Below are 23,804 nucleotides of genomic sequence, written 5' to 3'. Positions count from 1 at the left end.
TCGGGATTCGGCTTCCGCAAGAAATCCGGGCAAAACCTGCCAAGGAAGTTCGCGGAATAGGGGCTTTCGTCCTGGTGTATCCGCGGTGGAAAATGGCGAAGAAGGATGGCACGAGGGATCGCAGGTATCGGAACAACGAGGTGGTCAAAGGCCATTCGGTGCTCGAGCTGGGACGCTGGCGTCTCGTCTCCCGCTCTGTTATTCGCCTCTACGATCTCGTCATCGAGCTGCGGTCCAGAGGCCACGCGATCGCCCTGTCGAGCGAGGAGGCGGACAAACTCAACCGGCTCAATTTTCATGATCGCGCGCGATCGTCCCAGAGCGTCGGTGACGATCTCCATCAGCGTTTTGCCGGTGACCCGACGCAGTTTGAGTATTTCTGTGCGGAGCTGTACCACGGTCTCGGGTATCGGGTGGAGATCACTCCTCCGGTGGCGGACGGTGGATTCGACCTGAGAATGTTCCGGGACGGTCAGAAGACCTTGGTCGAGTGCAAGTGCTTCAAACCGGCCAACTCTGTTGGACCTCCCATCCTTCAGAAACTCTTCGGGGCCAACGCGGTGGAAGGGGCCGACCACCTCATCCTGGTGGCCACGGCCACGTTCTCCGGAGAAGCGATTGCGTATGCCCGGGAAGTCGGTATGGAACTGGTCGACGGTTCGGCCCTGGTCGCGTTGTGCAGCCGTGCCTGGGGGATCTGTCCGTCGGCTCCGGTGGCAACGGCGCAGCGGACACGGTTGTCGCTGGAGGACCATCTTTCGCGCGTGCCCGCCGACATCCGGGACGTCCACACCTTTCTGGGCTGAGCACCACCAGCGGCTCGGGGCATAGGCCGCCCGTAGACTGGTCGAGGCGGGCCATGAGCCCTTGGCGACTTGCTCGAGTCGAGAGCATCGCTCGCAGCGGGGTCGGTGTCCCATTCGAACGTGCACCCCTGGCAGGCCGACAACCTTTCGTGGCAGGACTTGAGGCTTGTTCACGGGTGGGGAATCGGCCAGCGGAATCCTCTGGTGAGGGGCTGTGGCCAAGGTCTCGAGGGGTGGAAGCCGCCTCGAAACCCTTGCTGGTCGTGTCCGGGGAGTTGCGGCGGGTTCTGGTGGCTTCGAGGTGGCCTGCTCCTTCGTCGCGGTCCGGCTCAACCAGCTTCGAGAGGCCGTGAACAAGCCTCCTCGGCAGGAATACTGTGGCCAAGGATGGGGATCAGTGGAAACCCTCGCGTACCATCGGGCGGGTGAGAGAGGAATCCGAAACCACCGAGGAGCCCCCGGAGGGTGGGGAGCGAGCCGCCGAGGAATGGTGGCAGGCCGACGGCATGCCGTGGAAGCACAAACCGGGGCGCGCGGACATCGCGTGCATGGTGTGGATCGGTGTCTACAGCGTCTACGGCCTGGCCATGCTTCCGCTGCGCGGCTGGTTGTTCGGCTCCGCCACGGAGGTGCTCGCCATGATCACGGGCGGACGGGTGTCCGTCGCCGCAAGCGGGGCGCTCGCCGGGGTCGGGCGGCTGCCGTACTGGCCGGTGGTGTTGCTGGTCGCCGCCCTGTCCAGCATCAAGCTCGACTGGATCTACTGGTGGGCGGGAAAGCTGTGGGGTCACGGCATGATCGAGATCTGGGCGGGGAGCAGCAAACGCGCGGCGCGCAACTACGCCCGGGCCGTGCGATGGGCCGAGAAGCTCGGCCCCTGGGGTTTCATCATCGCCTACCTGCCGATCCCGCTGCCCATCATGCCGGTCGTGTTCGTGCTGTCCGGGGCGACGGGGCTCAGCCTGAAACGTTTCCTCCTCTACGACTTCCTGGCGGGCGGGTTCTGGCTGGCGCTGTACTTCTGGTTTGGATGGCAGATCGGGGAACCGGTGGTCGGCCTGCTCGACGCCTACGCCCGCATCGCGACCTACGTCGCGATCGGTCTGCTGGTGGTGGTGCTCGGCTCCGCGATCCTGAAACCCGGGAAATCCGTCAGGAAGCGGTGAGGATGGCCACCAGGAAGTCGCTGCCCGGCCGCCAGGGACGCAGGTCCCAGGTGGAGAAGGCCAGCTCCGGGGTCAGACCCACCTCCTGCGCGTCCTCGAGGAAATCGGTGAACTCGTAGCCGCGTCCCGCACCGAAACCGACCACCACCCGGCCCTCGGGGGCCAGGTGGTCCCTGAATCGGCGCAGGGTCTCGACACGGGTCGAGGGCGCCAGGAAACCCATCACGTTCCCGGCCGACAGGATGATGTCGAAGTTCGCCTCGACGCCGCGGGCGGGCAGGTCCAGCTCCGCCAGGTCACCGACCAGGAAGGTCGGGCCCGGGTGATCCTCCTGCGCCGCGGCGATCAGGACGGGATCGACATCCACCCCGACCACGTGGTGACCGCGCTCGAAGAGCCATCCCGCGTGCCTGCCGGGACCGCACCCCGCGTCCAGGATTCGGGCCGCGCGGGGCGCCATGGCATCCACTGTGCGGGTCTCGCCGTAGAGGTCGTGCCCGGCCGCCTCCATGATCTTGAAACGCTCGATGTAGCGATGGGAGTGGTCGGGATCGGCGGCGATCATGCGCGCCCACTTGCTCGGCTCAGGACTCATGGATGCTCATTGTGCTCGGGGTCGGCCCGAATGTCGAAGCCACATGCGTGGGCAGGGTCTCATCCTCACCGTTTCGAGTCCTCCGGTTCCGCCCGTGCCGCTCGGGAAGCGGCGAGTCTCGGGGGTCTGCGCACCCACCAGTACCCACACGCCGACAGCACCGCGAGCGGCCCCCAGAGCAGCAGGGGAAGGTAGCACCAGACCATGATCGCCAAGGGCCAGCCGCTCACGGTTCCCCCGTCGGGGCGCAGACCGAAGGCGATTGCCGAGACCATGGCGATGTTGAAGATCCAGGTGACCGCCAGCCCCCCGAGGATCCCGAGCAGGGTGGGGATGATGCGCGGGATCGTCCAGCCACGGATGCGCTCACCCCAGGGGCGCACCAACCCCACGGTGAGGAAACCGAAGCCGATCTGGACGATGCTCAGGGCGTAGACGTAGAGGTAGCCGCCGATGGCATCCTGCTCCAGCTCCCGACTGCGAAGTTCCGAGGTGCCCGGGAGCCACCCCATGATCATGGCCACCCGCCACAGGGCGGAGGGTAGCGTGCACAGGAAGGCACACCATGCGGACAGGATCAGCCAGCCGGGTCGTTCGGGAACCGCATCCTTGGAAGTCATGCCCCAGTATCGCCCAGCAGAACCCCGGGACGTCCAGCTCCGGCGAGCAGTGGAGCCCCCGGAGGGAGTCGAACCCTCGACCACTCGCTTACAAGGCGAGCGCTCTGGCCGCTGAGCTACGGAGGCATCCGGGCACAATTGTGCCCGGATGAAACGAAGTGGCCAAGTCGGGGTCGTGGAGGGGAGGTCAAACTCCCGTCGCTGCCACGAACAACCGTCCCTCACCACGCGCCACGACTGCCTCCTCGGCCGCCACGAAAACGGCGTGCCCGGGTTTCAGGACGACCGGATCACCGTCGCCGGTCAGTTCGAAAGATCCCGAGGCGACCAGGCAGATTCTGCCCGAGTCCCCGCGTGGGATCTGCAGGGTGCCGCTGTCAGTTGGTTGCAGCAGCCACAGCTCGAACTCCTCGAAGCTCGTCGGGTAGATGTAGGTTCCGTCCGATCCGCTCGGCAACAGCACATCGCGTGGACCCGGGGCGAAATCGACGACGTGCAGGAGCGCGTCGACATCGATGTGCTTGGCGGTCAGGCCACCACGCAGCACGTTGTCGGAGTTGGCCATCACCTCGATGCAGGTGCCGCGCAGGTAGCTGTGCATCACGCCGGGGGCCAGCGCTAGCGCCTGGCCGGGTTCGAGGGAGAAACGGTTCAGCAGCAGCGCCGCGAGGATTCCCGGGTCGGAGGGGAAGAATTCGTCGATCTCCACGGCTGTGCGGGCGAAGACACCGAGCTCGCCGGGCGCGTCGAGATGGTTCACAGCGGCTCCCAGTACCTCGTCGACGAGGTGGCGGCGGTCGCCGAGGCTGAGGACGTCGAGGAAAACCTCCTGGATGGCGGGTGAGCCATTCCGGTCACGGAGTGGACCGATCACGGAGGCCAGCGCGTCGCCGACTCCGAGGGCCTCGAACAACTGGGCGGTCACCAAGGGGTCACGGAACCCAACCAGGGCCTCGAAGGAGGTCAGGGCGACGATCGTCTCGGGCTTGGGCCAGTCGTCCTTGAAGGAACGCTCGGGGGCGTTCAGGGGGATTCCCAGCAGCGACTCGCGGGCGTGACCCTCGCGGGCCTGTTGGCGGGTGGGATGGGCCTGCAGGCTGAGAGGCGAGGCGGCCGACAGGACCTTCACCAGGAACGGCAGCCGACGTCCGAAGGTCATCACGGAGGCCCTGCCCAGCCGGTCGGGGTCCTGCGCCAGATGTTCCGAGAGGGTTGAACCATCCGGTGTGGGGGAGTCGCCGAGCGGATGGGCGCCGAACCACTGTTCCGCCCACGGTTGCTCGTCGGCGGCCCGGCCGAGAAGGGCGGGGATGGCGTCCTTGGTGCCCCAGGGGTAGCGCTGGCGTACCCCGATCAGTTCCAGCATCGTTTCCTCCAGATGGACGTGTCATACCAGTGAACCCGGAACATCGGGTTGCTCCAAGTCTCTTGCACAATCTGCCGAGTCGCAGGCATTTCGTGGAAACTCGACGACACCCGTCCTGCCGTCCCGAATCACACGTGTGTGATTCGGGACGGCAGCCATCGCGTAGCATGGCACCATGACCGAGGCCGCCCTGAAAACCCCGCTCGCCGAGCGTGACGCCGCAATGCTCGACTTCGAGGAACGCTGGTTCACCCTGGAGGTTCCCAAGGAACAGGCCATCATGGAGCGTTTCGGTTGCTCCACCACCCGCTACTACCAGCGGCTCAACACGCTCATAGACGACCCGGCGGCCCTCGGCTACAAACCGCTGCTGGTCAAGCGGCTGCGCCGCCAGCGCGCCCAGCGCCAGGCCGCCCGCTCCGCACGCAGGCTCCGGGGCTGAAGATGAGGACCGTCACCGGTGACCTGATCACAGTGGTGGTGCTGCCCTGAATCACAGCCCGGGCAGGGGGACCGGGTCACAGCTCCTTGGTGAACACCACCGGCGCCGGACGCCCCGGGACGGCGTGCGCATAGGGCTCATCGCTCACGACGTACCCCAGACGCAGGTAGTAGTCGCAGACCTCGAGGTTGGAGGCGCTGACGGCCAGCAGCACCCGGGGAAGACCCCGGCTCCGCGCCCCGGCCTCGACCGCCTCCACCAGGGCGGTGCCGATACCCCGGTCACCGAGCTCCGGCCGCACCGCCAGGCCGCGCAGCACCAGGTCCGTGCCCGAGACGACATGCATGACGCACCCGACCACCCGGCCGTCGACCTCCGCGACGAAACCCCCGCCGGAAGCAAGCCTGGCCTCGAGGGACTCCACGGTGTTGAGTCACCAGCTCGACTCACGGCTCACCGAGGTTGAGAACATGACCTCCAGGATCGCGGGACAGTCGGATGCCGCGGCGGGACGGATTCTCGCTAGTGTCCTCATCCTTCTGGTTCCCGGTCCTTCCTCGACAGCGTCTCGAAACCCTTGTGGGGCGACTCCGGTGTGGGGCCGCCCGATGCCTGCAGGCCTGTGCGAAGCGGACAGCCGCTGTCGCCGTGCTCACGGGGTCGTCGGCCCGGATCCTGCGCCGGGCGGGTCATGTCCGGGAATTCTACGCATGTCCTTTGCACTCTCCCTGGTGGAGTGCTAAAAATGTAGTTGGCACTCGGGACCTCCGAGTGCTACCGGTAGGGTTGGTGAGGCCAAGGGCCGTCCGTCGCGGGCACTGTTCCTACCGAACAAGACAACAGGATTCCGGGGCCCCGCCCCGGCTGGACGGGAGGATTCCCGAAACACCATGGCAAAGCTCATCGAATTCAACGAAGAGGCTCGCCGCGGCCTCGAGCGGGGCATGAACACCCTCGCAGACGCGGTGAAGGTCACCCTCGGCCCCAAGGGCCGCAACGTCGTGCTCGAGAAGAAGTGGGGTGCCCCCACCATCACCAATGACGGCGTCTCCATCGCCAAGGAGATCGAGCTGGACGACCCCTACGAGAAGATCGGCGCCGAGCTGGTCAAGGAGGTCGCCAAGAAGACCGACGACATCGCCGGCGACGGCACCACCACCGCCACCGTCGTTGCCCAGGCGATGGTCCGCGAAGGCCTGCGCAACGTCACTGCGGGCGCCAACCCGATGGCCCTGAAGAAGGGCATCGAGGCCGCCGTCGCCGCCATCGCCGAGGAACTGTCCGGACTGGCCATCGACGTCGAGACCAAGGAGCAGATCGCCGCCACCGCGTCGATCTCCGCCGCCGATCCCACCGTCGGCGAGATCATCGCCGAGGCCATGGACAAGGTCGGCAAGGAGGGTGTGATCACCGTCGAGGAGTCCAACACCTTCGGGCTGGAACTCGAACTGACCGAGGGCATGCGCTTCGACAAGGGCTACATCTCCCCGTACTTCGTCACCGACCCGGAGCGGATGGAAGCCACCCTCGACGATCCCTACGTCCTGATCGTCAACTCCAAGATCTCCTCGCTGAAGGACCTCCTGCCCGTGCTGGAGAAGGTCATGCAGTCCGGCAAGTCGCTGCTGGTGGTGGCCGAGGACGTCGAGGGCGAGGCCCTGGCCGGCCTGATCGTCAACAAGCTGCGCGGCACCTTCAAGTCCATCGCCGTCAAGGCCCCGGGCTTCGGTGACCGCCGCAAGGCCATGCTGGGCGACATCGCCATCCTGACCGGTGGCCAGGTGATCTCCGAGGAGGTCGGCCTGTCGCTCGACGCCGTCACCCTCGACCTGCTGGGCAAGGCCCGCCAGGTCATCGTCACCAAGGACGAGTGCACCATCGTCGACGGCGGTGGCGAACAGGCCCAGATCGAGGGTCGCGTCGCCCAGATCCGTCGCGAGATCGAGAACTCCGATTCCGACTACGACCGCGAGAAGCTGCAGGAGCGCCTGGCGAAGCTGGCCGGCGGCGTGGCCGTCATCAAGGTCGGTGCCGCCACCGAGGTGGAACTGAAGGAGCGCAAGCACCGCATCGAGGACGCCGTCCGCAACGCGAAGGCCGCCGTCGAGGAGGGCATCGTGCCCGGTGGTGGTGTCGCGCTGCTGCAGGCCTCCAAGGCCGCCAAGGTGGAGGGCCTGGACGACGACGAGCAGGTCGGCGCGAGCATCGTCCTCGCCGCTGCGCAGGCCCCGCTGCGCCAGATCGCCACGAACGCCGGCCTCGAGGGCGGCGTCATCGCGGAGAAGGTCGCCGGGCTGCCGAAGGGCCACGGCCTGAACGCCGCCACCGGCGAGTACGTCGACATGGTGGCCGCCGGGATCATCGATCCGGCCAAGGTCACCCGCTCGGCGCTGCAGAACGCCGCATCCATCGCGGCCCTGTTCCTGACCACCGAGGCCGTCATCGCGGACAAGCCCGAGAAGGCTCCCGCCGCTGCCGGCGCCCCGGGCATGGACGAGATGGGCGGCATGGGCGGTTTCTGATCGCTCGAACCCGACGAGGTGGGGTCTCCTGCGGGAGGCCCCACCTGACTTCACCCCCGGCCTGTTCCGCCAGCCCTCCGGTCGTGTGCCTGCGCTGTAGCGCTGGCCTTCGACCACAGGGCCGGCGCTACACCGGAGGGCCAACGTTCAGGGGGTGGAGCTGGCGTGCGGGGACAGAGTCGGTGTGCGGTTGGGCCGGTGCTCCGACAGCGGGGTGGCTGTCGTCACGTGTACGTTGACCAAGGAGTTTGCTGACCGGTGCTCTACCTGTGAGCAAACCCGTGGCACAGACCCATGCCTCCGGCGTTCAATCAAATCTGTTTTTCATCGCTGCCCGCGAAGCACGTGGCACCCAGCATCGGCTGGGCGGGGAATACGTGGATTACCCCGTGTGGACCGGATGCAGGAGGACTCGGCAGACTAGGGGCATGGGTCTGCTTGAGGTGATCGCGCTGCACGCGGCCGACGCGAAGCGCGCCGAGGCGGGCGGGGCCGATCGTGTCGAGCTGCTCGGCACCCTGGACGAGGGCGGGCTCTCACCGGAACCCGCCATGGTGGCGAAGGTGCGTCGCGCGACCTCCATCCAGATCCGCCCCATGGTGAGGTTGCGAGCCGGGTTCCGCACCGACGGGGGCGAACTCGTCCGGCTCCGGGGATTGATCGCCTCCTACCTGGACGATGGCGCCGACGGGGTGGTGCTGGGGTTCCTGAACGGCCACGCGGGCATCGACCTCGAGGTGTGCAACGCGCTCGTCGCCGACGGTGACTTCCCCTGGACCTTCCACCGGGCCGTCGACAACTGTCTGGACTTCGACGACGCGTGGGAGGACCTGGCCACCCTGCCGCGCCTCGACCAGGTGCTCACCGCAGGTTCGGCCCGCGGTGTCGAGCACGGACTCGACGAGCTCCTGGAGCGGGCCCGCTCCAGCCCGGGGATCGCGCGGGTGATCATGGCCGGGGGAGGGCTGCGACCCGAGCACGTCCCGTGGCTGGTCCGCGCCGGGGTGCGGGCCTTCCACATCGGTGGGTCCGCCCGGCCCGGCGGCAGCTACAAGGCCTACGTCGATTCCGATCTGGTTCGCACCTGGCGGGAGCTGATCGACGAGCAGACGGTCGCAGCCAGGAGGTCGCGGTGAAACCCCGTCCCCTCAAACTGCGTCGTGGCGCCCGGGTGCTGCTGATCGCGGACGAGGAGGTGCTGCTGCTGAACGATTCCGACCCCGGCATCCCCGGATCCTCTTGGTGGGTGACGCCGGGCGGCGGCATCGACAACGAGGAGAACCCCGCGGAGGCTGCCTGCCGCGAGGTGGAGGAGGAGACCGGGCTGCGGCTGACTCCTGCCGATCTCGTCGGCCCGGTGGCGCGGGGCCGGGCCTGTCACGGCTACTCCGATCGCATCCGGGTGCAGGACGATCTTTTCTTCCTCGCACGGGTGCGACGTTTCGAGCCGAGCAGCCTGGGTTGGACAGAGGCCGAGAAGAACCGCATGAAGGGTTTTCGCTGGTGGCGGCTCGACTCGCTGCCGGAAGAAGTCTGGCCGCCGCGGGTGGCCGAAATCGTCATGGCCGATCCTGCCCATCCCCTGACGCTGGCCGACCGGGAGGAGTCGACGGTGCCGCTGAACCCGGTCGAGTGGGAACGGGTCAGCGCCGCGCTGAGCTGAGCGCGATTGCCACGCAGGCGATTGCGAAGACCAGCCCGACCCACAGGCCGAGCCCGGTCAGCAGGTTCTGCATCCTCGCGAGCATCGCCAGGAGCAGCAGGCTCCCCGTGACGAAGGATGCAATTCCTATCGGGCGCCCCGTCGCGCCGGCACGCAGCAGCAAGACGCCGCCCGCCACGAGGAGCAGGGGGAGGGCGGCGGGTAGGAACCCCCCCAGGAGGGACGCGGCACCGGCGATGAGCAGGAGGCTTCGCTGCGCCGGGGTCATGGGGACGGATGCGGTCTGGCCGTACTGGGGGACCGGCGGGTACGGGATCGCGCCCATCGGCTGATACGGGTTCGGCGGCAGGTTCAGACGGGAGGCCGGGTCGGGTGGCGTCAACGAGGCCTGGGACGAGGGGATCGCTGCGACCGCGAAGGGCTGCCTCGGGTCACGGGGCCCGTACCCCGTGTACGCCATCATCAATGCGGAGGACACATCGAAAGGGGCCGTGGGATTGCGGCGGCTGATTTCCTTCCTACCAAGATTCTCCAACGCCACGGACGATGGCATCGGCGCGAAACCGGAGGGAGGCGCGACGGCTCCCGGGGTCAGCTGTGGCGCGGGCTCGGCCACGGGTAGCGGAGCCGTCTCGGGAGTCGCGAAACCGTCTGGCCGTTCGAGTGGAGCATAAGCAGCCCCGTCAGTCCAGGAAGCCATGGCCACCAGAGTAGCGGGGCGAGGAGCGGCCTCCCACGGCTTGGCGCCGGGGCACTGAGCATGGCGGTTGAGTGATTGATACGCAGATGTTTGCTGAGCGTGCCGAGCAGTTTTCCGCGGCGTACTGTTCATTTTGAAACGAATATGAGCGGTTTTCGACCGTGTGGTGAAGGAGCCCGGCAATGGAAGTGGTCATCTGTTCCGACGAGCAGCAGGTCGGTCAGATCGCTGCGAATCGAGTTCTCCAGTGGGTCGAGGGGCTCACGACCCCGGTGCTGGGGCTCGCCACGGGCAGCTCTCCGCTGACCCTCTACAACGAGCTGGCCCGCAGGGTTGCGGCGGGAGAGGTTGATTTCTCGCACGGTCTCGGTTTCGCCCTCGACGAGTACGTGGGCATTGCCCCGGAGCACCCGCTCAGCTACCGGCAGACCATTCTGCGCACGGTGGTTGAGCCGCTGAGGATGGATCCCGCCCGGGTGCGCGTGCCGAACGGCTTCACTCCCGACCTGGCTGCAGCAGCCCTCGAGTACGACCAGGCCATCAAGGCCGCGGGAGGCGTGGACGTGCAGGTGCTGGGCATCGGCAGCAACGGCCATATCGGCTTCAACGAGCCCACCTCGTCTTTCGCCTCCCGCACCCGTGTCAAGACCCTGACCGAGCGAACCCGTGCCGACAATGCCCGGTTCTTCGACGAGGGCGAACCGGTTCCCGCGCACTGTGTGACCCAGGGGCTGGGAACCATCATGGAGGCCCGGCACGTCGTCATGGTGGCCACGGGGCGGCACAAGGCCGATGCGATCGCCGCCATGATCGAGGGGCCCGTTGCGGCGGTGTGCCCGGCCTCGATCCTCCAGTTCCACCCGAGCGCCCTCGTGGTGGTCGACGAGGCCGCGGCCACGGGGTTGAGCCATGCCGACTACTTCCGTCACGTCGTCGACATTCTGATCTGACCAGGGCGATGAGCACAGTCTTTCCCGGGTTTTCCTGGGCGTCGGGGCGAGATAGACTTGCCTGCCAGCCACGACCACGAGGGAGAGCCTGCCATGCCCACCGGACGAGTTCGCTTCTTCGATGCCGACAAGGGATTCGGGTTCATCACGAAGGACGGGGGCGGTGACGTCTTCGTCCGGGTCGGGGTGCTACCCAAGGGTGTGACGTCGCTGAAGCCCGGGCAGAAGGTGGAATTCGGGGTGATCGAGGGTCGCCGCGGTGAGCAGGCCCTGTCCGTGCGCCTGGTGGAGGTTCCGCCATCGCTGTCCAAGGCGTCGCGGAAGAAGGCCCAGGACATGGCCGTGATCGTCGAGGACCTGATCAAGATGCTCGACGCCCTGGGCAACGGGTACCGGCACGGCCGCTACCCGGATGACAAACACGGTGCGAAGATCGCAGCGGTGCTGCGGCGCGTGGCCGATGAACTGGAGCTGTGAGAGTGGCGACACTGAGAATTGATTCGGTTGCCGCCTCCGCGATCGATCTGGCCCGCGCCGCGGCCATCGAGTGCGGGGGAGACGGCGCTGTTGGTGAGCACCTCGGGGTGGTGGCCGAGGGGGAGCGGGTCGTGACCCATTCCTTCGCCTGCCTGCTGGCGGGCTACCCGGACTGGTACTGGGCGGTGACGCTGGTGCGCGCCTCCCGGGCCCGGACCGCCACCATCAACGAAGTGGTGCTGTTGCCCAGCGCCGAGGCGCTGCTGGCTCCGGCCTGGGTCCCCTGGGAACAGCGCATCCAGGCCGGGGACATCGGGCCCGGAATGCTCATGGCGACCCCGGACAACGACCCGCGCCTCGAGCCCGGTTTCGCCGCGACGGACCTGCCTGCCGACGCCGACCCAGCGGAGTGGACGCAGCTGCGCTCCACCGTCGCCGAGCTGGGTATTGGAAGGGAACGGGTGCTCTCGGCCGTCGGGCGCGACACCACGGCGGAGCGCTGGCTCTCCGGTGCTCCGGGCAACGGCGATGAATCCAGCAGACACGCCCCCGCCACCTGTTCGTCCTGCGGATATTTCGTGCCGCTGCGTGGATCGCTCGGCACCCTGTTCGGTGCCTGTGCGAACGAGTACTCGCCCTCGGATGCGCGCGTGGTCAGTCTTGAACACGGTTGTGGGGGACACTCCGACGTGGTGGCCGCCGAACGAGCCCGGGAGCTGCCCGCCCCGGTGTTCGACACCATTGGAATTGACGAACGGCTATTTGACTGATCGTCCTTGCGCGGGTGCTGTCCCCAGCCGTGTTTCCGGGTCTATGATCCCGATACGTGGTCATGAAATCCCCGAAAGCCGCCAAGCTCCCCGGGAGCTCGGGCGCTCCCCTGAACGCATCCTGGCTTGAACGCCACTTCCGCATCTCGAGGCACGGTTCCAGCATCGGTCAGGAGGTTCGCGGCGGTTTGGTGACGTTCTTCGCGATGGCCTACATCATCGCGCTGAACCCGCTCATCATCGGCACCGCCACCGACATCAACGGCAATCTCATCTCCGGGGCACCGAAATTCCTGGACGCCGGCATGACGCAGGTGGACGCCGCCGCGGTCGGCGCATCGATCGGAATGGTTGCTGCTGCCACCGCGTTCATCGCCGGGATCATGACCGTCCTCATGGGGCTGGTCGGCCGTTTCCCGATGGGGCTCGCCACGGGGCTGGGTCTCAACGCCCTCGTCGCCTACACGCTTGCGCCGAAGATGACCTGGCCGCAGGCCATGGGACTCGTGGTGTGGGAGGGGATTCTCATCACGGTCCTCGTGCTCACCGGGTTCCGCACGGCCGTGTTCAAGGCCGTGCCGAAGACCCTGCGGACCGCGATCTCCGTCGGCATCGGGCTGTTCATCGCCTTCGTCGGGCTCATCAACGCGGGGGTGGTGCGCAAACCTGCCGGTTCCCCGCCCGTCGAGCTCGGCATCTCCGGGTCGCTGACCGGCTGGCCCATTCTCGTGTTCGTGATCGGGCTGGGTCTGCTCATCGCCCTGCACGTGCTGAAGGTCAAGGGCGCGATGCTGATCTCCATCGTCGCCGCGACGCTGATGGCGATCATCATCGAGGCCGTGGGGCACGTCGGTGCCCATGTCGGTGCGGACAACCCCAGCGGCTGGGCACTGAACGTGCCAGCCCTGACGAACTTCTCCCTGCCCGACCTCGGGCTGCTGTTCCGGGTCGACATGATCGGGGCCTTCTACGTCGACGGCCACTTCAGTTTCCCCACCTTCCTGGGCCTGATGGTGCTGGTGTTCTCGCTTTTGCTCGCCGACTTCTTCGACACCATGGGCACCGTCGTCGCCGTTGGTTCCGAGGGCAAACTGCTGGACGAGCACGGCATGCCCGGCCACGTCACCGAGATCCTCCTGGTCGACTCCTTGGGCGCTGTGGCCGGCGGGCTCGGATCGGTATCGTCGAACACCTGCTACGTCGAATCGACGGCGGGCGTCGGTGAAGGGGCCCGCACGGGGCTGGCCTCCGTCGTCACCGGGCTGGCCTTCCTGGTGGCCGTCTTCCTGTCGCCGATCATCAACATGGTGCCATCCGAGGCGGCCTCACCGGTGCTGGTGTTCGTCGGTTTCCTGATGATCGAGCAGGTGGTCGACGTCGACTGGAACGATCCCGAGGTGGGCATCCCCGCATTCCTCACCATCATCCTCATGCCGTTCTCCTACTCCATCACCGTCGGCATCGGCGTGGGTTTCCTCGCCCACGTCTTCATCAAGGTGATCCGTGGACACGCGAAGCGGGTGCATCCGCTCATGTACGTCGTCGCCGCGCTTTTCATCGTGTACTTCCTGCAGGGCCCGCTGCTGGCCCTCATCGGCTGAGCATGGCCGGGGGGCGAAAGTCGTGTGTCGTCCCTTTGGTCTTGTGGGGCGGGGCGTTCGTGAAACCTGTTGGTTTTCCGGGAAGACTCACGTAGCCTTCCACATCAGTTAGTTTAAATTTCATCGACCCGTTGGGTGGGAGCCCGGGGTGGGAAAGGAACGACAATGAAATCAGCCAGGTTCGCCGGTCTCGCGTCCTTCATAGCGGGCGTTCTCATGCTTGTCTCCGGGGCCTTCGCCTGGGGAATCACGTCCACGCAGCTCGCATCCGAGAACATCACCGTTGCAAACGACGCCCCGGCCTTCGCGGGCTCGAAGGTGACGGGCCCCCTCACCGCCTTCTACCAGGCCGAGGCGGTCAAGCAGCACACCCGTGCGGCCAGCAACGGTCTCACCTACGCCGAATTGGGTGCCAAGGTCCAGGAGGCCCGGGATGCCGGTGACACCACCACGGCCGAGCAGCTCCAGGCGACCCGCACCATGGTCGAGACAGGAAACTTCGTGCGTGCATCCCTGTTCACCTCCGTCATGGCATTCGGGGTCTCGGCCCTCGTGATGGGTGCGGGTCTGCTCTTCAGCTTCCTCGGTTGGGGTCTGTACCGGCTCTCCGCGGTCCATGCCCGGGAAACCGAGCCCCAGGAGGGCTGAGTCTCCGTTCCGTTTTGCCACTAGTCTTGGCGCATGTTTCAGAAGGTCCTTGTCGCCAACCGAGGCGAGATCGCCGTTCGAGCCGTCCGTGCCGCCTTCGAACTGGGGTGCAGGACCGTTGCCGTCTTCCCCTACGAGGACCGCAACGCCGACCACCGGATCAAGGCCTCCGAGTCCTACCTGATCGGGGAGCGGGACCATCCCGTCAAGGCATACCTGGACATCGACGAGATCATTCGCGTGGCGAAGGAATCCGAGGCCGATGCGGTCTATCCCGGCTACGGCTTCCTCTCCGAGAACCCCGACCTCGCCGCGGCCTGCGCCGCCAACGGGATCACCTTCGTCGGCCCTTCCGCCGAGGTGCTGGAACTGGCGGGCAACAAGGTGCGGGCCCTGGAACAGGCCCGCAGGGTGGGGGTGCCGACCCTCAGGTCGACGCCGCCGTCCACCGACCCCGATGAGCTGATCGCCGGCGCCCAGGAGATCGGTTTCCCGGTGTTCATCAAGGCCGTCGCGGGCGGCGGTGGCCGCGGCATGAGGCGCGTCGACGACCCCGCCCGTTTCGGCGAGGAACTGGGGGCCGCGATGCGCGAGGCCGAAGGGGCGTTCGGCGACCCGACGGTGTTCGTGGAGCAGGCCGTCGCGGCTCCCCGCCACATCGAGGTGCAGGTGCTGGCCGACCACCAGGGCAACGTCGTTCATCTCTTCGAACGCGACTGCTCCATCCAGCGCCGCCACCAGAAGGTGGTGGAGATCGCCCCCGCCCCCCACATCAGCGACGAGCTGCGCGCAGCGCTGACCGCCGACGCAGTGAAGTTCACCAAGGCCATCGACTACACCTGCGCCGGGACCGTCGAGTTCCTCGTCGAGACCTCGGGGCCGCGGGCCGGCAGTCACGTGTTCATCGAGATGAACCCCCGCATCCAGGTGGAGCACACCGTCACGGAGGAGATCACCGATGTCGACCTGGTGCAGGCGCAGCTTCGGATCGCATCCGGGGAGACCCTGGAGGAGATCGGGATCCGCCAGGACGAGCTGCACATCCGCGGCGCCGCCCTGCAGTGCCGCATCACCACCGAGGACCCTGCGAACTCGTTCCGGCCCGACACCGGCGTGATCCAGGCCTACCGTTCCGCATCCGGCGCGGGCATCCGGCTCGACGGCGGCACCACCGGCACCGGGGTGGAGGTCAGCCCCCACTTCGACTCGCTGCTGGTCAAACTCACCGCCCGCGGCCGCAACCTCCACGACGCCGTGGTCAGGGCCAGGCGTGCGCTGGCGGAGTTCAGGATCCGGGGCATCGCGACCAACATCACCTTCCTGCGTGCGGTCCTGGAGGACCCGGACTTCGGAAGCGGCGCGGTGACCACCTCGTTCATCGACGAGAGGCCCCACCTGCTGACGGGACGCATCCCGGCGGACCGCGGAACCAAGCTGGCCCGTTTCCTCGCCGACGTCACCGTGAACCAGCCCAACGGGCCCGCCCCCACGTCCCTGGACCCCTCGGCGAAGCTGCCCGGGACACTGCCCGCGGGTCGGATCCCCGACGGTTCCCGCCAGCGACTTCTCGCCCTCGGCCCGGCCGGATTCGCCAGGGCCCTGCGTGAGCAGCGGGCCGTGGGTGTCACCGACACCACCTTCCGCGACGCCCACCAGTCGCTGCTGGCCACGCGGGTGCGCACCCGCGACCTGGTGGCGGTGGCTCCCTGGCAGGCGCGGCTGCTGCCCGGGATGTTCTCCGTCGAGTGCTGGGGAGGGGCCACCTACGACGTGGCGCTGCGGTTCCTCGGCGAGGACCCGTGGGAGCGCCTCGCGAAGCTGCGGGCCGCCATGCCGAACCAGAACCTGCAGATGCTGCTGCGCGGTCGCAACACCGTCGGCTACACCCCCTACCCGACCCAGGTGACCCGGGCCTTCGTCTCGGAGGCCGCCGAGGTCGGGGTGGACATCTTCCGCATCTTCGACGCCCTCAACGACGTCGAACAGATGCGCCCCGCGATCGACGCGGTGGTCAACGACACCGAATCCGTGGCGGAGGTGGCGCTCTGCTACACCGCGAACCTCCTCGACCCCGACGAGAGGACCTACCCCCTCGATCACTACCTGCGACTCGCCGAACGAATCGTCGAGGCTGGGGCGCACATCCTGGCGATCAAGGACAGGGCGGGGCTGCTCAGGCCCGCCGCCGCCGCGAAACTCGTCGCAGCACTCCGGGAACGGTTCGAACTGCCCGTCCACCTCCACACCCACGACACCACGGGAGGCCAACTCGCCACCCTGATGGCCGCCATCGACGCAGGCGTGGACGCGGTCGACGTCGCGAACTCGGCGATGTCGTCGACCACCTCGCAGCCGCCCATGTCGGCGTTGCTGATGGCCCTCGAGGGCACCGACCGTGCCCCGGACATCGACCCGGCGGCGGTGCTGGACCTGGAACCCTACTGGGAGGCGGTCCGCAGGGTCTACAAACCCTTCGAATCGGGGCTTCCGGCGCCGACGGGGCGCGTCTACAGCCACGAGATCCCGGGCGGGCAGCTGTCCAACCTGCGCCAGCAGGCCATCGCGCTCGGCCTGGGCGACAAGTTCGAGGCCATCGAGGCGATGTACGCCGCCGCCGACAAGATCCTGGGACGCCCCACGAAGGTCACGCCCTCGTCGAAGGTGGTGGGTGACCTGGCGCTGCACCTGGTGGCGGTCGGCGCCGATCCGGCGGAGTTCGCCGCGGAACCGCGCCGCTTCGACATCCCGGACTCGGTGATCGGCTTCCTCAACGGGGAGCTGGGTGAACCCGCGGGAGGCTGGCCGGAACCGTTCCGCACCCGCGCCCTGGAGGGTCGCCGCAAACCGCCGCGCATCACGGAGGTGGCACCCGAGGATCTCGTCCTGCTGGAAACCCCGGGAATCGAGCGGCAGCGAACCCTCAACCGGTTGCTGTTCCCCGGCCCGACGCGCGAGTTCGAGCAGAGACGCGACGAGTTCGGCGACGTCTCCGTGCTGCCGACGATTCCCTACCTGTACGGGATGGAACCCGGCCACGAATACCCCGTCGCGCTGGAGAAGGGCGTCACGCTGCTGCTCGGCCTGGAGGCCATCGGCGCCCCCGACAAATGGGCCAGACGCAACGTCATGACCCTCCTGAACGGCCAGCTGCGCCCGGTCAGGGTGCGCGACAACTCCCTCGAATCGGAGGTGGCCTCCGCGGAGAAGGCCGACCCGGGCAACCGCGGGCACGTCGCCGCGCCGTTCGCGGGGGCCGTGACCGTGACCGTCGCTGAGGGCGACGAGGTCGCTGCCGGAGATCAGGTCGCCACCATCGAGGCCATGAAGATGGAGGCCGCCATCAATGCGCCCGTCGCGGGCGTGGTCAAACGGGTGGTGCTGATCGGCACCACACAGCTCGACGGCGGGGACCTGGTGGTCGTGATCGAGTAACGCCCGGGTTTCCTTCCCGGCCGGTGGATCAGGCCGTTTCCTTCGGGACCGCCTGATCCACCACGACGACATCCTTCTCGTCGGACAGATCCCGGAGGAACTCCAGGAGAGGAGTCACGACTTCCCGGGTGGCCTCGTCGAGGGTTTCAGGATCTATCTCCCCGAGGGCCTCGCGAGTGGCTGCGGCGTGGGTGCGATGACCGTAGCCCGCCTGCATCCCGGCCAGGGGCATCAGCGGGATGCCGAGCGGTCGTTTGCCCAGGCGGGTCACCGACAGCGTCGAGGGCAGGCCCCGGCGTGCCAGGTCGAACTCCACCGAGTCGAGACGCCGGTACTCGATCCGGGTGGCGGGGTCCGCCAGGTGTTCCAGCCACAGCAGGAGCACCTCCCAGCACTGTCCGAGCCGTTCCTGGGGAACGAACCCGCCTTCCAGGAGGGTGCTCGCGTCCCGCATCAGGGGACGCGAGGGATCCACCTCCAGGTCGGGATTGCGCCGGAACAGCCCCCAGCGGCGTTTCATGACCGGAGCGGGGTAACGTTGCGCGAACACCCTTGTCAGCGCCTCCGCCACCTCGGGTGGGGCGCCGAAGATGTCCCGGACATCGTCGATGCGAATGCCGAAGAGCCTCATCGCTCGCATGAAACACAGCCTACAGGGCAAAGCCCAGTATGCTGGCCGACACCATGAGATCCATTCGACGCATCGCCGCAGTCGCTGCGGCGACGGCGTGCCTGGTCTGGGGGGGAACCCCGGCCCTGGCCGACGTCACCATTTCCGATGCAGCTGGCCCCCTGACGGGAGTGGCCTTCGACCAGCAGTCGTCGCGGTTGTTCGCGGTGTCCGAGACCGACGGGACGCGCATCATGGTCACCGACGCCAAGGGTGCGGGGCTGGGCTCCGTCAGTTTCTCCGCCGACACCGAGTCCGTGCAGGGTCTGGCCCTGTACTCGGGTTCTCTCTACGTCGGCGACGTCGGGGATTCCGGGGGCAAGCGCAACAAGATCACCGTGTACAAGCTCCCGTCCGAAGTTGGCAACCAGTCCTACAACGCCTACGACTTCCGCTACCCGGACGGGGCGCACGACGCCAAGTCGGTGCTGGTCTCGGGCAGGGGGCGCATCTACGTCGTGACGGCGGGCGAGAACCCGGGCATCTACTACGCCGAACTGGAACCATCGCGTTCGGGAGTGAACAAACTGAGCCGCGCCTCCGACGCCCCGGCGGGGGTGACCGACGGGGTTTTCCTCTCCGACGGCGTCACCATGGCGTTGAGAACCCAATCCGGGGTGCAGGTCGTCGACGCCTCCAGCTGGGAAACCCGCGCCACCCTCACCTATCAGGGTGCCCCCGACGGGGAGTCGATCACCACGTTCAGCGGGGACAGGATGCTGGTGGGGGCGGGACCGCAGCTTCGGGAGGAAGCTGTCCCCACATCCGACGGTACCGTCACGATCTCGCCGTCGGGCGAGGCCTCCGAAACCGCGTCCCCGGTCCCTTCCGAGAGCCCCGGGGACAGCGCCTCACCCACCCCGCAGGAGACAACCGCGCCGGATCCTGAGGAGAAGACCACCCAGCCGGCGCGGGGTGGCACCCGCCTCGCCATCGCGGCTGCCGCGGTGCTGGCCCTCGCGCTGGGGGCCGTGGTCTTCTTCCGCAAGAAGTAGGGGACCGCACCTTCTCACAGTCTTTCCACGACGTGGTCGATGCACGCGGTCAGCGCCTCCACGTCGGCCTGGTCGACGGATGCGTAGGTTCCGATCCGCAGCTGGTTGCGTTTCAGCGCACGGTAGGGGTCGATGTCCACGATCCCGTTGCTGCGCAGCTCCGCTATCACACGGGCGGCATCCACTTCGGGGGTCAGGTCGATGGTTGCGACGACGGGGGAGCGGTGCGCGGGATCGGTGACGAACGGGGTCGCGTACGAAGAGGTCTCCGCCCAGCCGTACAGGTGATCGCTCATCCGTCGGCAACGTTCCTCGGCGGCGTCGATCCCACCCAGGCCCAGCAGCCAGTTGATCTGGTCCTCGAGCAGCAGCAGGGTCGCGATGGCCGGGGTGTTGAGGGTCTGGTTCCTGGCCGAGTTTGAGGCCGCGACGCCCAGGTTCAGCGACTCCGGGATCCAACGGCCCGAGGCGGCGATCCGCTCAGCGCGCTCCAGCGCGGCCGGGGAACAGAACGCCACCCACACCCCCCCGTCCGAGGAGAAGTTCTTCTGCGGGGCGAAGTAGTAGACATCCGTTCGCGAGATGTCGGCGGCCATCCCGCCCGCAGCCGACGTGGCATCGATCAGTACCAGGCCGTCGCCGATCCTTTCCACCGGGGCGGCGGCGCCCGTGGAGGTCTCGTTCTGCGCCCACGCCACCACGTCCGCGTCCTCCGGGACGGGCAGGACCACGGCACCCGGGTCGCACTCCGTGACGGCCGGGCCGGCGAGGAACGGGGCCGCCGCGGCGGCGCGCGCGAACTTACGGGTGAACTCCCCGAAGACGGCATGCGCGGAGCGCCGCTCGATCAGGGAACAGACCGCGACATCCCAGAACACGGTGGAGCCCCCGTTGCCGAGCACCACCCGGTATCCCTCCGGCAGCCGGTACAGCTCCCGCAGCCCATCCTGAACCGTCGCGACGAGCTGTTTCACGGGGGCCTGGCGATGCGAGGTGCCCAGGATGTCGCCACGCAGCGAGAGGTATTCCAGGGCCTCGGGCCGCACCTTGGCGGGGCCCGAACCGAAACGGCCGTCTGCGGGGAGGAGGTCTTCGGGGATGGCGATCACCCCCGAATTGTCCCACGTACCTGCGAAACCGGACTGAGTGGTTCGACGGATGGGAAGAGGACTGGTGCTTGGATGGGGGTATGACGAAGCTGCGGGTCGGGCGGGCGGTGACGCCGGAGGGGACGATCGAGAACGCGGTCATCGAGATCGCAGACGGCCGGGTGGCGGCCATCACCCCAGGAGGGGGAACCGGTGAATCCTGGGCGGTGCCGGGTTTCGTCGACACCCACTGCCACGGCGCGGTCGGCGTCAGCTTCGGCGACCCGGATCCCGCCGCCAACCTACGCGCCATCGAGTATCACCGCTCCCAGGGAACCACCACCCTGTTCGCATCCACCGTCACCGAGCCCATCGAGAAGCTGGAGGCCCAGTGCCGGGTGCTGCGCGGGCTCGTCGAATCCGGTGAACTCGACGGCATTCACCTCGAGGGTCCCTTCCTGTCCGAGGCCCGGAGGGGCGCCCACGATCCCGGTCTGCTGCGCGACCCCGAACCGGAACTCGTCGAACGGCTCATATCGGCGGGCGGACCGGCGCTGCGCATGGTCACCCTGGCAGTCGAACGAGACGGAGGAGAGGACGCCACCCGGCGTTTCACGCGGGCGGGCGTCAAGGTGGCCTTCGGGCACTCCGACGCCGACGAACACGTCACGGCCGCGTCCATCGACTGGGGGGCCTGCATCGCCACGCATCTGTTCTCCGCGATGCGTTCCATCCACCACCGCGAACCCGGTCCCGTGCCCGTGCTGCTCACCGACGACCGCGTGATGTGCGAACTGATCTGCGACGGTATCCACCACCGGCCCGTGATCGCCCGGATGGCCATCGAGACGGCCGGGACCGATCGCATCTGCCTGGTCACCGACGCCATGAGCGCCACCGGGCAGGGTGACGGACGCTACCTGCTGGGGGAGCTCGACGTGGAGGTCCGGGACGGAACCGCCCGGCTCGTCACCGCCGACGGCGCCCCCGGCTCCATCGCGGGCTCCACCCTGACCATGGCCAGGGCGTTCAGCTTCGTCGTCGGCCGGGTGGGGCTGAGCATTCCCGAGGCCGCCCGGATCGCGGCCACCACCCCGGCGCGCTGGCACGGGTTGAAGGGGGTCGGGACCCTGGAGGTCGGCAACCGCGCCGACATCTGCGTCGTGGACGATGCGGGGGAGTTGCAACAGGTCTGGCGGCGGGGGAAACGCATCCGCTGAGAGGCGCCAAAGCCACCCCGAAGCCGGTTGAGCCGGCCTGCGAGCGTCAGCGAGTGGGGCGTGTCGAAACCGTGGTGAGGGTGTCCGGGGTTTTGTGGTCGGGTTCTGGCCACCGGGTGCGAGTAGTGGTTTCGACTCAGCCGTTCGAGCCGTTCGCTTCGCTCACGTGCCGGCTAACCGGTTTCAACGAGAGTGGCCCGTACCCTTGACTCCAGGCCGGCCCGCACCGCCGGCCACTCAGCCGAGAGGATCGAGAAGACCACGGTGTCGCGCCATGAGCCGTCTGCGCGCGGTTGGTGATGCCGCAGCACTCCCTCCTGCACGGCCCCCAGTCGGGAGATCGCGTCCCGGGAACGCCGGTTGATGGAGTCGGTCTGGAGTTTCACCCGCTCGAAACCGCAGTCCTCGAAGGCGTGTCCCAGCAGCAGGAGCTTTGCCTCCGCATTCAGACCCTTGCCCCACAGGGCAGGTCGGTACGCCGTCCAGCCCGCGTGGGCGCGTTGTGCCCCGGTGTCGAGATCACCCAGGGAGGTGGTTCCGACCACCTCGCCCGCCGGTCCGAGCCGGGTGTCGCCGGTCAAGCGGATGGTGTACATGACCCGGTCCCTGCCCGCGCCGGCGATCAGACGCTCGATCGCTGCCACCCGGTCCGTGGCGCCCCCCGCGTACCCGTGTGCGAAAACCCGCGGATCGTCGAGCGCCTCGACCAGGTCTGCTCGGTCCGATGCCAGGGTGGGGTCGAGTCTCACGAGGTTGCCGATGAGGGATCTTCCATCCGGGGTGCGCGCCATGGAATACATCCTCGCAGCCCACGTGTTGGGAATTTCGCGATGTACAGCGATTACGCGTCCCGGTGTCGCCAAACATCATTACCATTGCTGTCAAGGAGGCGTGTGAGGCATGAGCGAGCTGATCGACACCACAGAGATGTATCTGCGTACCGTGTATGAACTCTTGGAGGAAGGGGTGCCACCGCTGCGGGCCCGGATCGCCGAGCGCCTTCACCAGTCCGGGCCCACCGTCTCCCAGACCGTGGCGCGGATGGAGCGTGACGGCCTGCTCTCCGTCAAGGCGGACCGCACGATCAAACTCACCCCGAAGGGTGCCCGGCTGGCGCGCGACGTGATGCGCAAACACCGGCTCGCGGAGCGTCTGCTCACCGATGTGATCGGTCTCGAATGGGAGAAGGTGCACGACGAGGCGTGCCGCTGGGAACACGTCATCTCGGATGATGTCGAGCGCCGGCTGCTCGGGATCCTCGACTCGCCGACCCGCTCCCCCTACGGCAACCCCATCCCCGGGCTCAGGGACCTCGGGGTGGACCACGATCACGTGCCCTTCCGGGAAGGAGTCGTGCCGCTGTCGGAGGTGGTTCCGAACCGCGGTGAGGTGACCGTCACCATGGAACGGATGAGCGAGAACCTGCAGGCCGACGCGGAGGTTCTCTCGGCGCTCGCTGCCCTGGGGCTCCGGCCGGGAGTGGAGTTCGTGGTGCGTCGTGTGGGGATCGACCTCAGGTTCTGCGTCGGTGACGAGGCGGTCACGGTGGACGAGGCGGTCGCGGAGCTGCTCTTCGTCGCCGCCCGCTGATTCGCAGTGACCCGTGGGGGAATAAACCGGGCGAAGTGGCCGTTGGTTGAAACGAACAACGAAACCCGAAATGAGGCAACATGACAACCACGACTCTGACCAAGGAAAACTTTCGTCCCACCATCGAGGGGAACGATGTCGTACTCGTCGACTTCTGGGCCTCGTGGTGCGGCCCGTGCCGTCGTTTTGCCCCGATCTTCGAGGAGGCCTCCGGGCGTCACGACGGAGTCGTCTTCGGCAAGGTGGACACCGAGGCCGAACAGGATCTGGCATTCGCCCTCGACATCCAGTCCATCCCCACCATCATGGCATTTCGTGCCGGTGTCCTGGTGTTCCGGCAGAGCGGCCTGTTGAACGGAACCCAGCTCGATGATCTCGTGACCCAGGTCAAGGAACTCGACCCGGAGAAAGTGAAGGAGGAAGCGCAGAGGAGCTCCGCCAACTGACGGAGATGAGTGCAGCCTATCCTCAATAGGCGCGGTT

General features: G+C 67.5%; 24 protein-coding genes and 1 tRNA gene. 16 read left to right on the top strand and 9 right to left on the bottom strand.

What is annotated here, in order from left to right; translation table 11 throughout:
* Positions 1-92 precede the first annotated feature (92 nt).
* On the top strand, positions 93-806 hold the full coding sequence (locus E0E39_RS11045; RefSeq protein ID WP_165444749.1) for a restriction endonuclease: 714 nt from the start codon (positions 93-95) through the stop codon (positions 804-806).
* Positions 807-1,231: 425 nt separating this feature from the next.
* Positions 1,232-1,972 (top strand): DedA family protein, encoded by a 741-nt coding sequence (locus E0E39_RS11040; protein WP_130874781.1) that lies wholly within the window; start codon positions 1,232-1,234, stop codon positions 1,970-1,972.
* Here E0E39_RS11040 and E0E39_RS11035 read toward each other — a convergent pair.
* The 4 genes from E0E39_RS11035 to manA all read right to left on the bottom strand — a co-directional run bounded on the left by E0E39_RS11035 (position 1,959) and on the right by manA (position 4,553).
* A complete protein-coding gene (locus E0E39_RS11035) occupies positions 1,959-2,567 on the bottom strand; it encodes a class I SAM-dependent methyltransferase (RefSeq protein WP_130874780.1) in 609 nt (202 codons plus the stop codon). The genes E0E39_RS11040 and E0E39_RS11035 overlap by 14 nt on opposite strands.
* A 65-nt stretch (positions 2,568-2,632) precedes the next feature.
* Positions 2,633-3,187, bottom strand: coding sequence for a hypothetical protein (locus tag E0E39_RS11030; protein ID WP_130874779.1), 555 nt, complete (start codon positions 3,185-3,187; stop codon positions 2,633-2,635).
* A 50-nt stretch (positions 3,188-3,237) separates the two neighbouring features.
* Positions 3,238-3,313 (bottom strand) — tRNA-Thr (locus E0E39_RS11025).
* 61 nt (positions 3,314-3,374) lie between these two features.
* Complete coding sequence (manA, locus tag E0E39_RS11020; protein WP_130874778.1) at positions 3,375-4,553, bottom strand: mannose-6-phosphate isomerase, class I; 1,179 nt, start codon at positions 4,551-4,553, stop codon at positions 3,375-3,377.
* A 175-nt stretch (positions 4,554-4,728) separates the two neighbouring features.
* Here manA and E0E39_RS11015 point away from each other — a divergent pair, with 175 nt between their 5' ends.
* A complete protein-coding gene (locus E0E39_RS11015) occupies positions 4,729-4,995 on the top strand; it encodes a DUF3263 domain-containing protein (RefSeq protein WP_130874777.1) in 267 nt (88 codons plus the stop codon).
* 76 nt (positions 4,996-5,071) lie between these two features.
* Here the strand turns inward: E0E39_RS11015 and E0E39_RS11010 are convergent, their stop codons facing one another.
* Positions 5,072-5,419 carry a GNAT family N-acetyltransferase gene (locus tag E0E39_RS11010; RefSeq protein ID WP_130874776.1) on the bottom strand — a complete coding sequence of 116 codons (348 nt, stop codon included), beginning with the start codon at positions 5,417-5,419 and terminating at the stop codon, positions 5,072-5,074.
* Between the two features lie 466 nt (positions 5,420-5,885).
* Between E0E39_RS11010 and groL the strand changes: the two genes are divergently transcribed.
* The 3 genes from groL to E0E39_RS10995 all read left to right on the top strand — a co-directional run bounded on the left by groL (position 5,886) and on the right by E0E39_RS10995 (position 9,180).
* Positions 5,886-7,517: a chaperonin GroEL gene (gene groL / locus E0E39_RS11005; protein WP_130874775.1), complete on the top strand. Its 1,632-nt coding sequence runs from the start codon at positions 5,886-5,888 to the stop codon at positions 7,515-7,517.
* A 428-nt stretch (positions 7,518-7,945) separates the two neighbouring features.
* Positions 7,946-8,653 (top strand): copper homeostasis protein CutC, encoded by a 708-nt coding sequence (locus E0E39_RS11000; protein WP_130874774.1) that lies wholly within the window; start codon positions 7,946-7,948, stop codon positions 8,651-8,653.
* Entirely contained in the window at positions 8,650-9,180 is a 531-nt protein-coding gene (locus E0E39_RS10995) for an NUDIX hydrolase (RefSeq protein WP_130874773.1), read from the top strand. Before E0E39_RS11000 ends, E0E39_RS10995 begins: the two co-directional genes overlap by 4 nt.
* Here the strand turns inward: E0E39_RS10995 and E0E39_RS10990 are convergent.
* Positions 9,161-9,880, bottom strand: coding sequence for a hypothetical protein (locus E0E39_RS10990; protein WP_130874772.1), 720 nt, complete (start codon positions 9,878-9,880; stop codon positions 9,161-9,163). The two genes, E0E39_RS10995 and E0E39_RS10990, sit on opposite strands and share 20 nt — an antisense overlap.
* A 182-nt stretch (positions 9,881-10,062) precedes the next feature.
* Between E0E39_RS10990 and nagB the strand changes: the two genes are divergently transcribed.
* The 6 genes from nagB (at position 10,063) to E0E39_RS10960 (ending at position 17,758) form a co-directional block, all read left to right on the top strand.
* A complete protein-coding gene (gene nagB, locus E0E39_RS10985) occupies positions 10,063-10,830 on the top strand; it encodes a glucosamine-6-phosphate deaminase (protein WP_130874771.1) in 768 nt (255 codons plus the stop codon).
* Between the two features lie 93 nt (positions 10,831-10,923).
* Positions 10,924-11,307, top strand: a complete 384-nt coding sequence (locus tag E0E39_RS10980) for a cold-shock protein (protein WP_130874770.1) — start codon at positions 10,924-10,926, stop codon at positions 11,305-11,307.
* A 2-nt stretch (positions 11,308-11,309) separates the two neighbouring features.
* On the top strand, positions 11,310-12,077 hold the full coding sequence (locus tag E0E39_RS10975; protein ID WP_130874769.1) for a DUF3027 domain-containing protein: 768 nt from the start codon (positions 11,310-11,312) through the stop codon (positions 12,075-12,077).
* 62 nt (positions 12,078-12,139) lie between these two features.
* Positions 12,140-13,678 (top strand): NCS2 family permease, encoded by a 1,539-nt coding sequence (locus tag E0E39_RS10970; protein ID WP_245988294.1) that lies wholly within the window; start codon positions 12,140-12,142, stop codon positions 13,676-13,678.
* 165 nt (positions 13,679-13,843) lie between these two features.
* Positions 13,844-14,326 (top strand): aromatic ring-opening dioxygenase LigA, encoded by a 483-nt coding sequence (locus E0E39_RS10965; protein WP_130874768.1) that lies wholly within the window; start codon positions 13,844-13,846, stop codon positions 14,324-14,326.
* A gap of 33 nt (positions 14,327-14,359) precedes the next feature.
* A complete protein-coding gene (locus E0E39_RS10960; RefSeq protein ID WP_130874767.1) occupies positions 14,360-17,758 on the top strand; it encodes a pyruvate carboxylase in 3,399 nt (1,132 codons plus the stop codon).
* 28 nt (positions 17,759-17,786) lie between these two features.
* Here the strand turns inward: E0E39_RS10960 and E0E39_RS10955 are convergent, their stop codons facing one another.
* Positions 17,787-18,398, bottom strand: coding sequence for a hypothetical protein (locus E0E39_RS10955; RefSeq protein ID WP_130874766.1), 612 nt, complete (start codon positions 18,396-18,398; stop codon positions 17,787-17,789).
* Positions 18,399-18,442: 44 nt separating this feature from the next.
* Between E0E39_RS10955 and E0E39_RS10950 the strand changes: the two genes are divergently transcribed.
* Complete coding sequence (locus E0E39_RS10950) at positions 18,443-19,423, top strand: NHL repeat-containing protein (protein WP_130874765.1); 981 nt, start codon at positions 18,443-18,445, stop codon at positions 19,421-19,423.
* Positions 19,424-19,437: 14 nt separating this feature from the next.
* On the opposite strand, the gene serC is transcribed toward E0E39_RS10950, so the two are convergent.
* Complete coding sequence (gene serC, locus E0E39_RS10945; RefSeq protein WP_130874764.1) at positions 19,438-20,532, bottom strand: phosphoserine transaminase; 1,095 nt, start codon at positions 20,530-20,532, stop codon at positions 19,438-19,440.
* Positions 20,533-20,612: 80 nt separating this feature from the next.
* Here serC and nagA point away from each other — a divergent pair, with 80 nt between their 5' ends.
* Positions 20,613-21,731, top strand: a complete 1,119-nt coding sequence (gene nagA / locus E0E39_RS10940; protein ID WP_245988292.1) for an N-acetylglucosamine-6-phosphate deacetylase — start codon at positions 20,613-20,615, stop codon at positions 21,729-21,731.
* Positions 21,732-21,904: 173 nt separating this feature from the next.
* Here nagA and E0E39_RS10935 read toward each other — a convergent pair whose 3' ends face one another.
* Entirely contained in the window at positions 21,905-22,522 is a 618-nt protein-coding gene (locus E0E39_RS10935; protein ID WP_245988290.1) for a GNAT family N-acetyltransferase, read from the bottom strand.
* Between the two features lie 109 nt (positions 22,523-22,631).
* Between E0E39_RS10935 and E0E39_RS10930 the strand changes: the two genes are divergently transcribed.
* A complete protein-coding gene (locus E0E39_RS10930; protein WP_130874761.1) occupies positions 22,632-23,321 on the top strand; it encodes an iron-dependent transcriptional repressor DtxR in 690 nt (229 codons plus the stop codon).
* 80 nt (positions 23,322-23,401) lie between these two features.
* Positions 23,402-23,767, top strand: coding sequence for a thioredoxin (gene trxA / locus E0E39_RS10925; RefSeq protein ID WP_130874760.1), 366 nt, complete (start codon positions 23,402-23,404; stop codon positions 23,765-23,767).
* The last annotated feature ends 37 nt before the right edge of the window (positions 23,768-23,804 follow it).

Origin of the sequence: [Pseudopropionibacterium] massiliense, from assembly GCF_900607225.1 — a bacterium.
Lineage (GTDB): Bacteria > Actinomycetota > Actinomycetes > Propionibacteriales > Propionibacteriaceae > Arachnia > Arachnia massiliensis.
The sequence above is the reverse complement of the archived record's forward strand: the minus strand, read 5'-3'. Positions and strand labels throughout refer to the sequence as shown.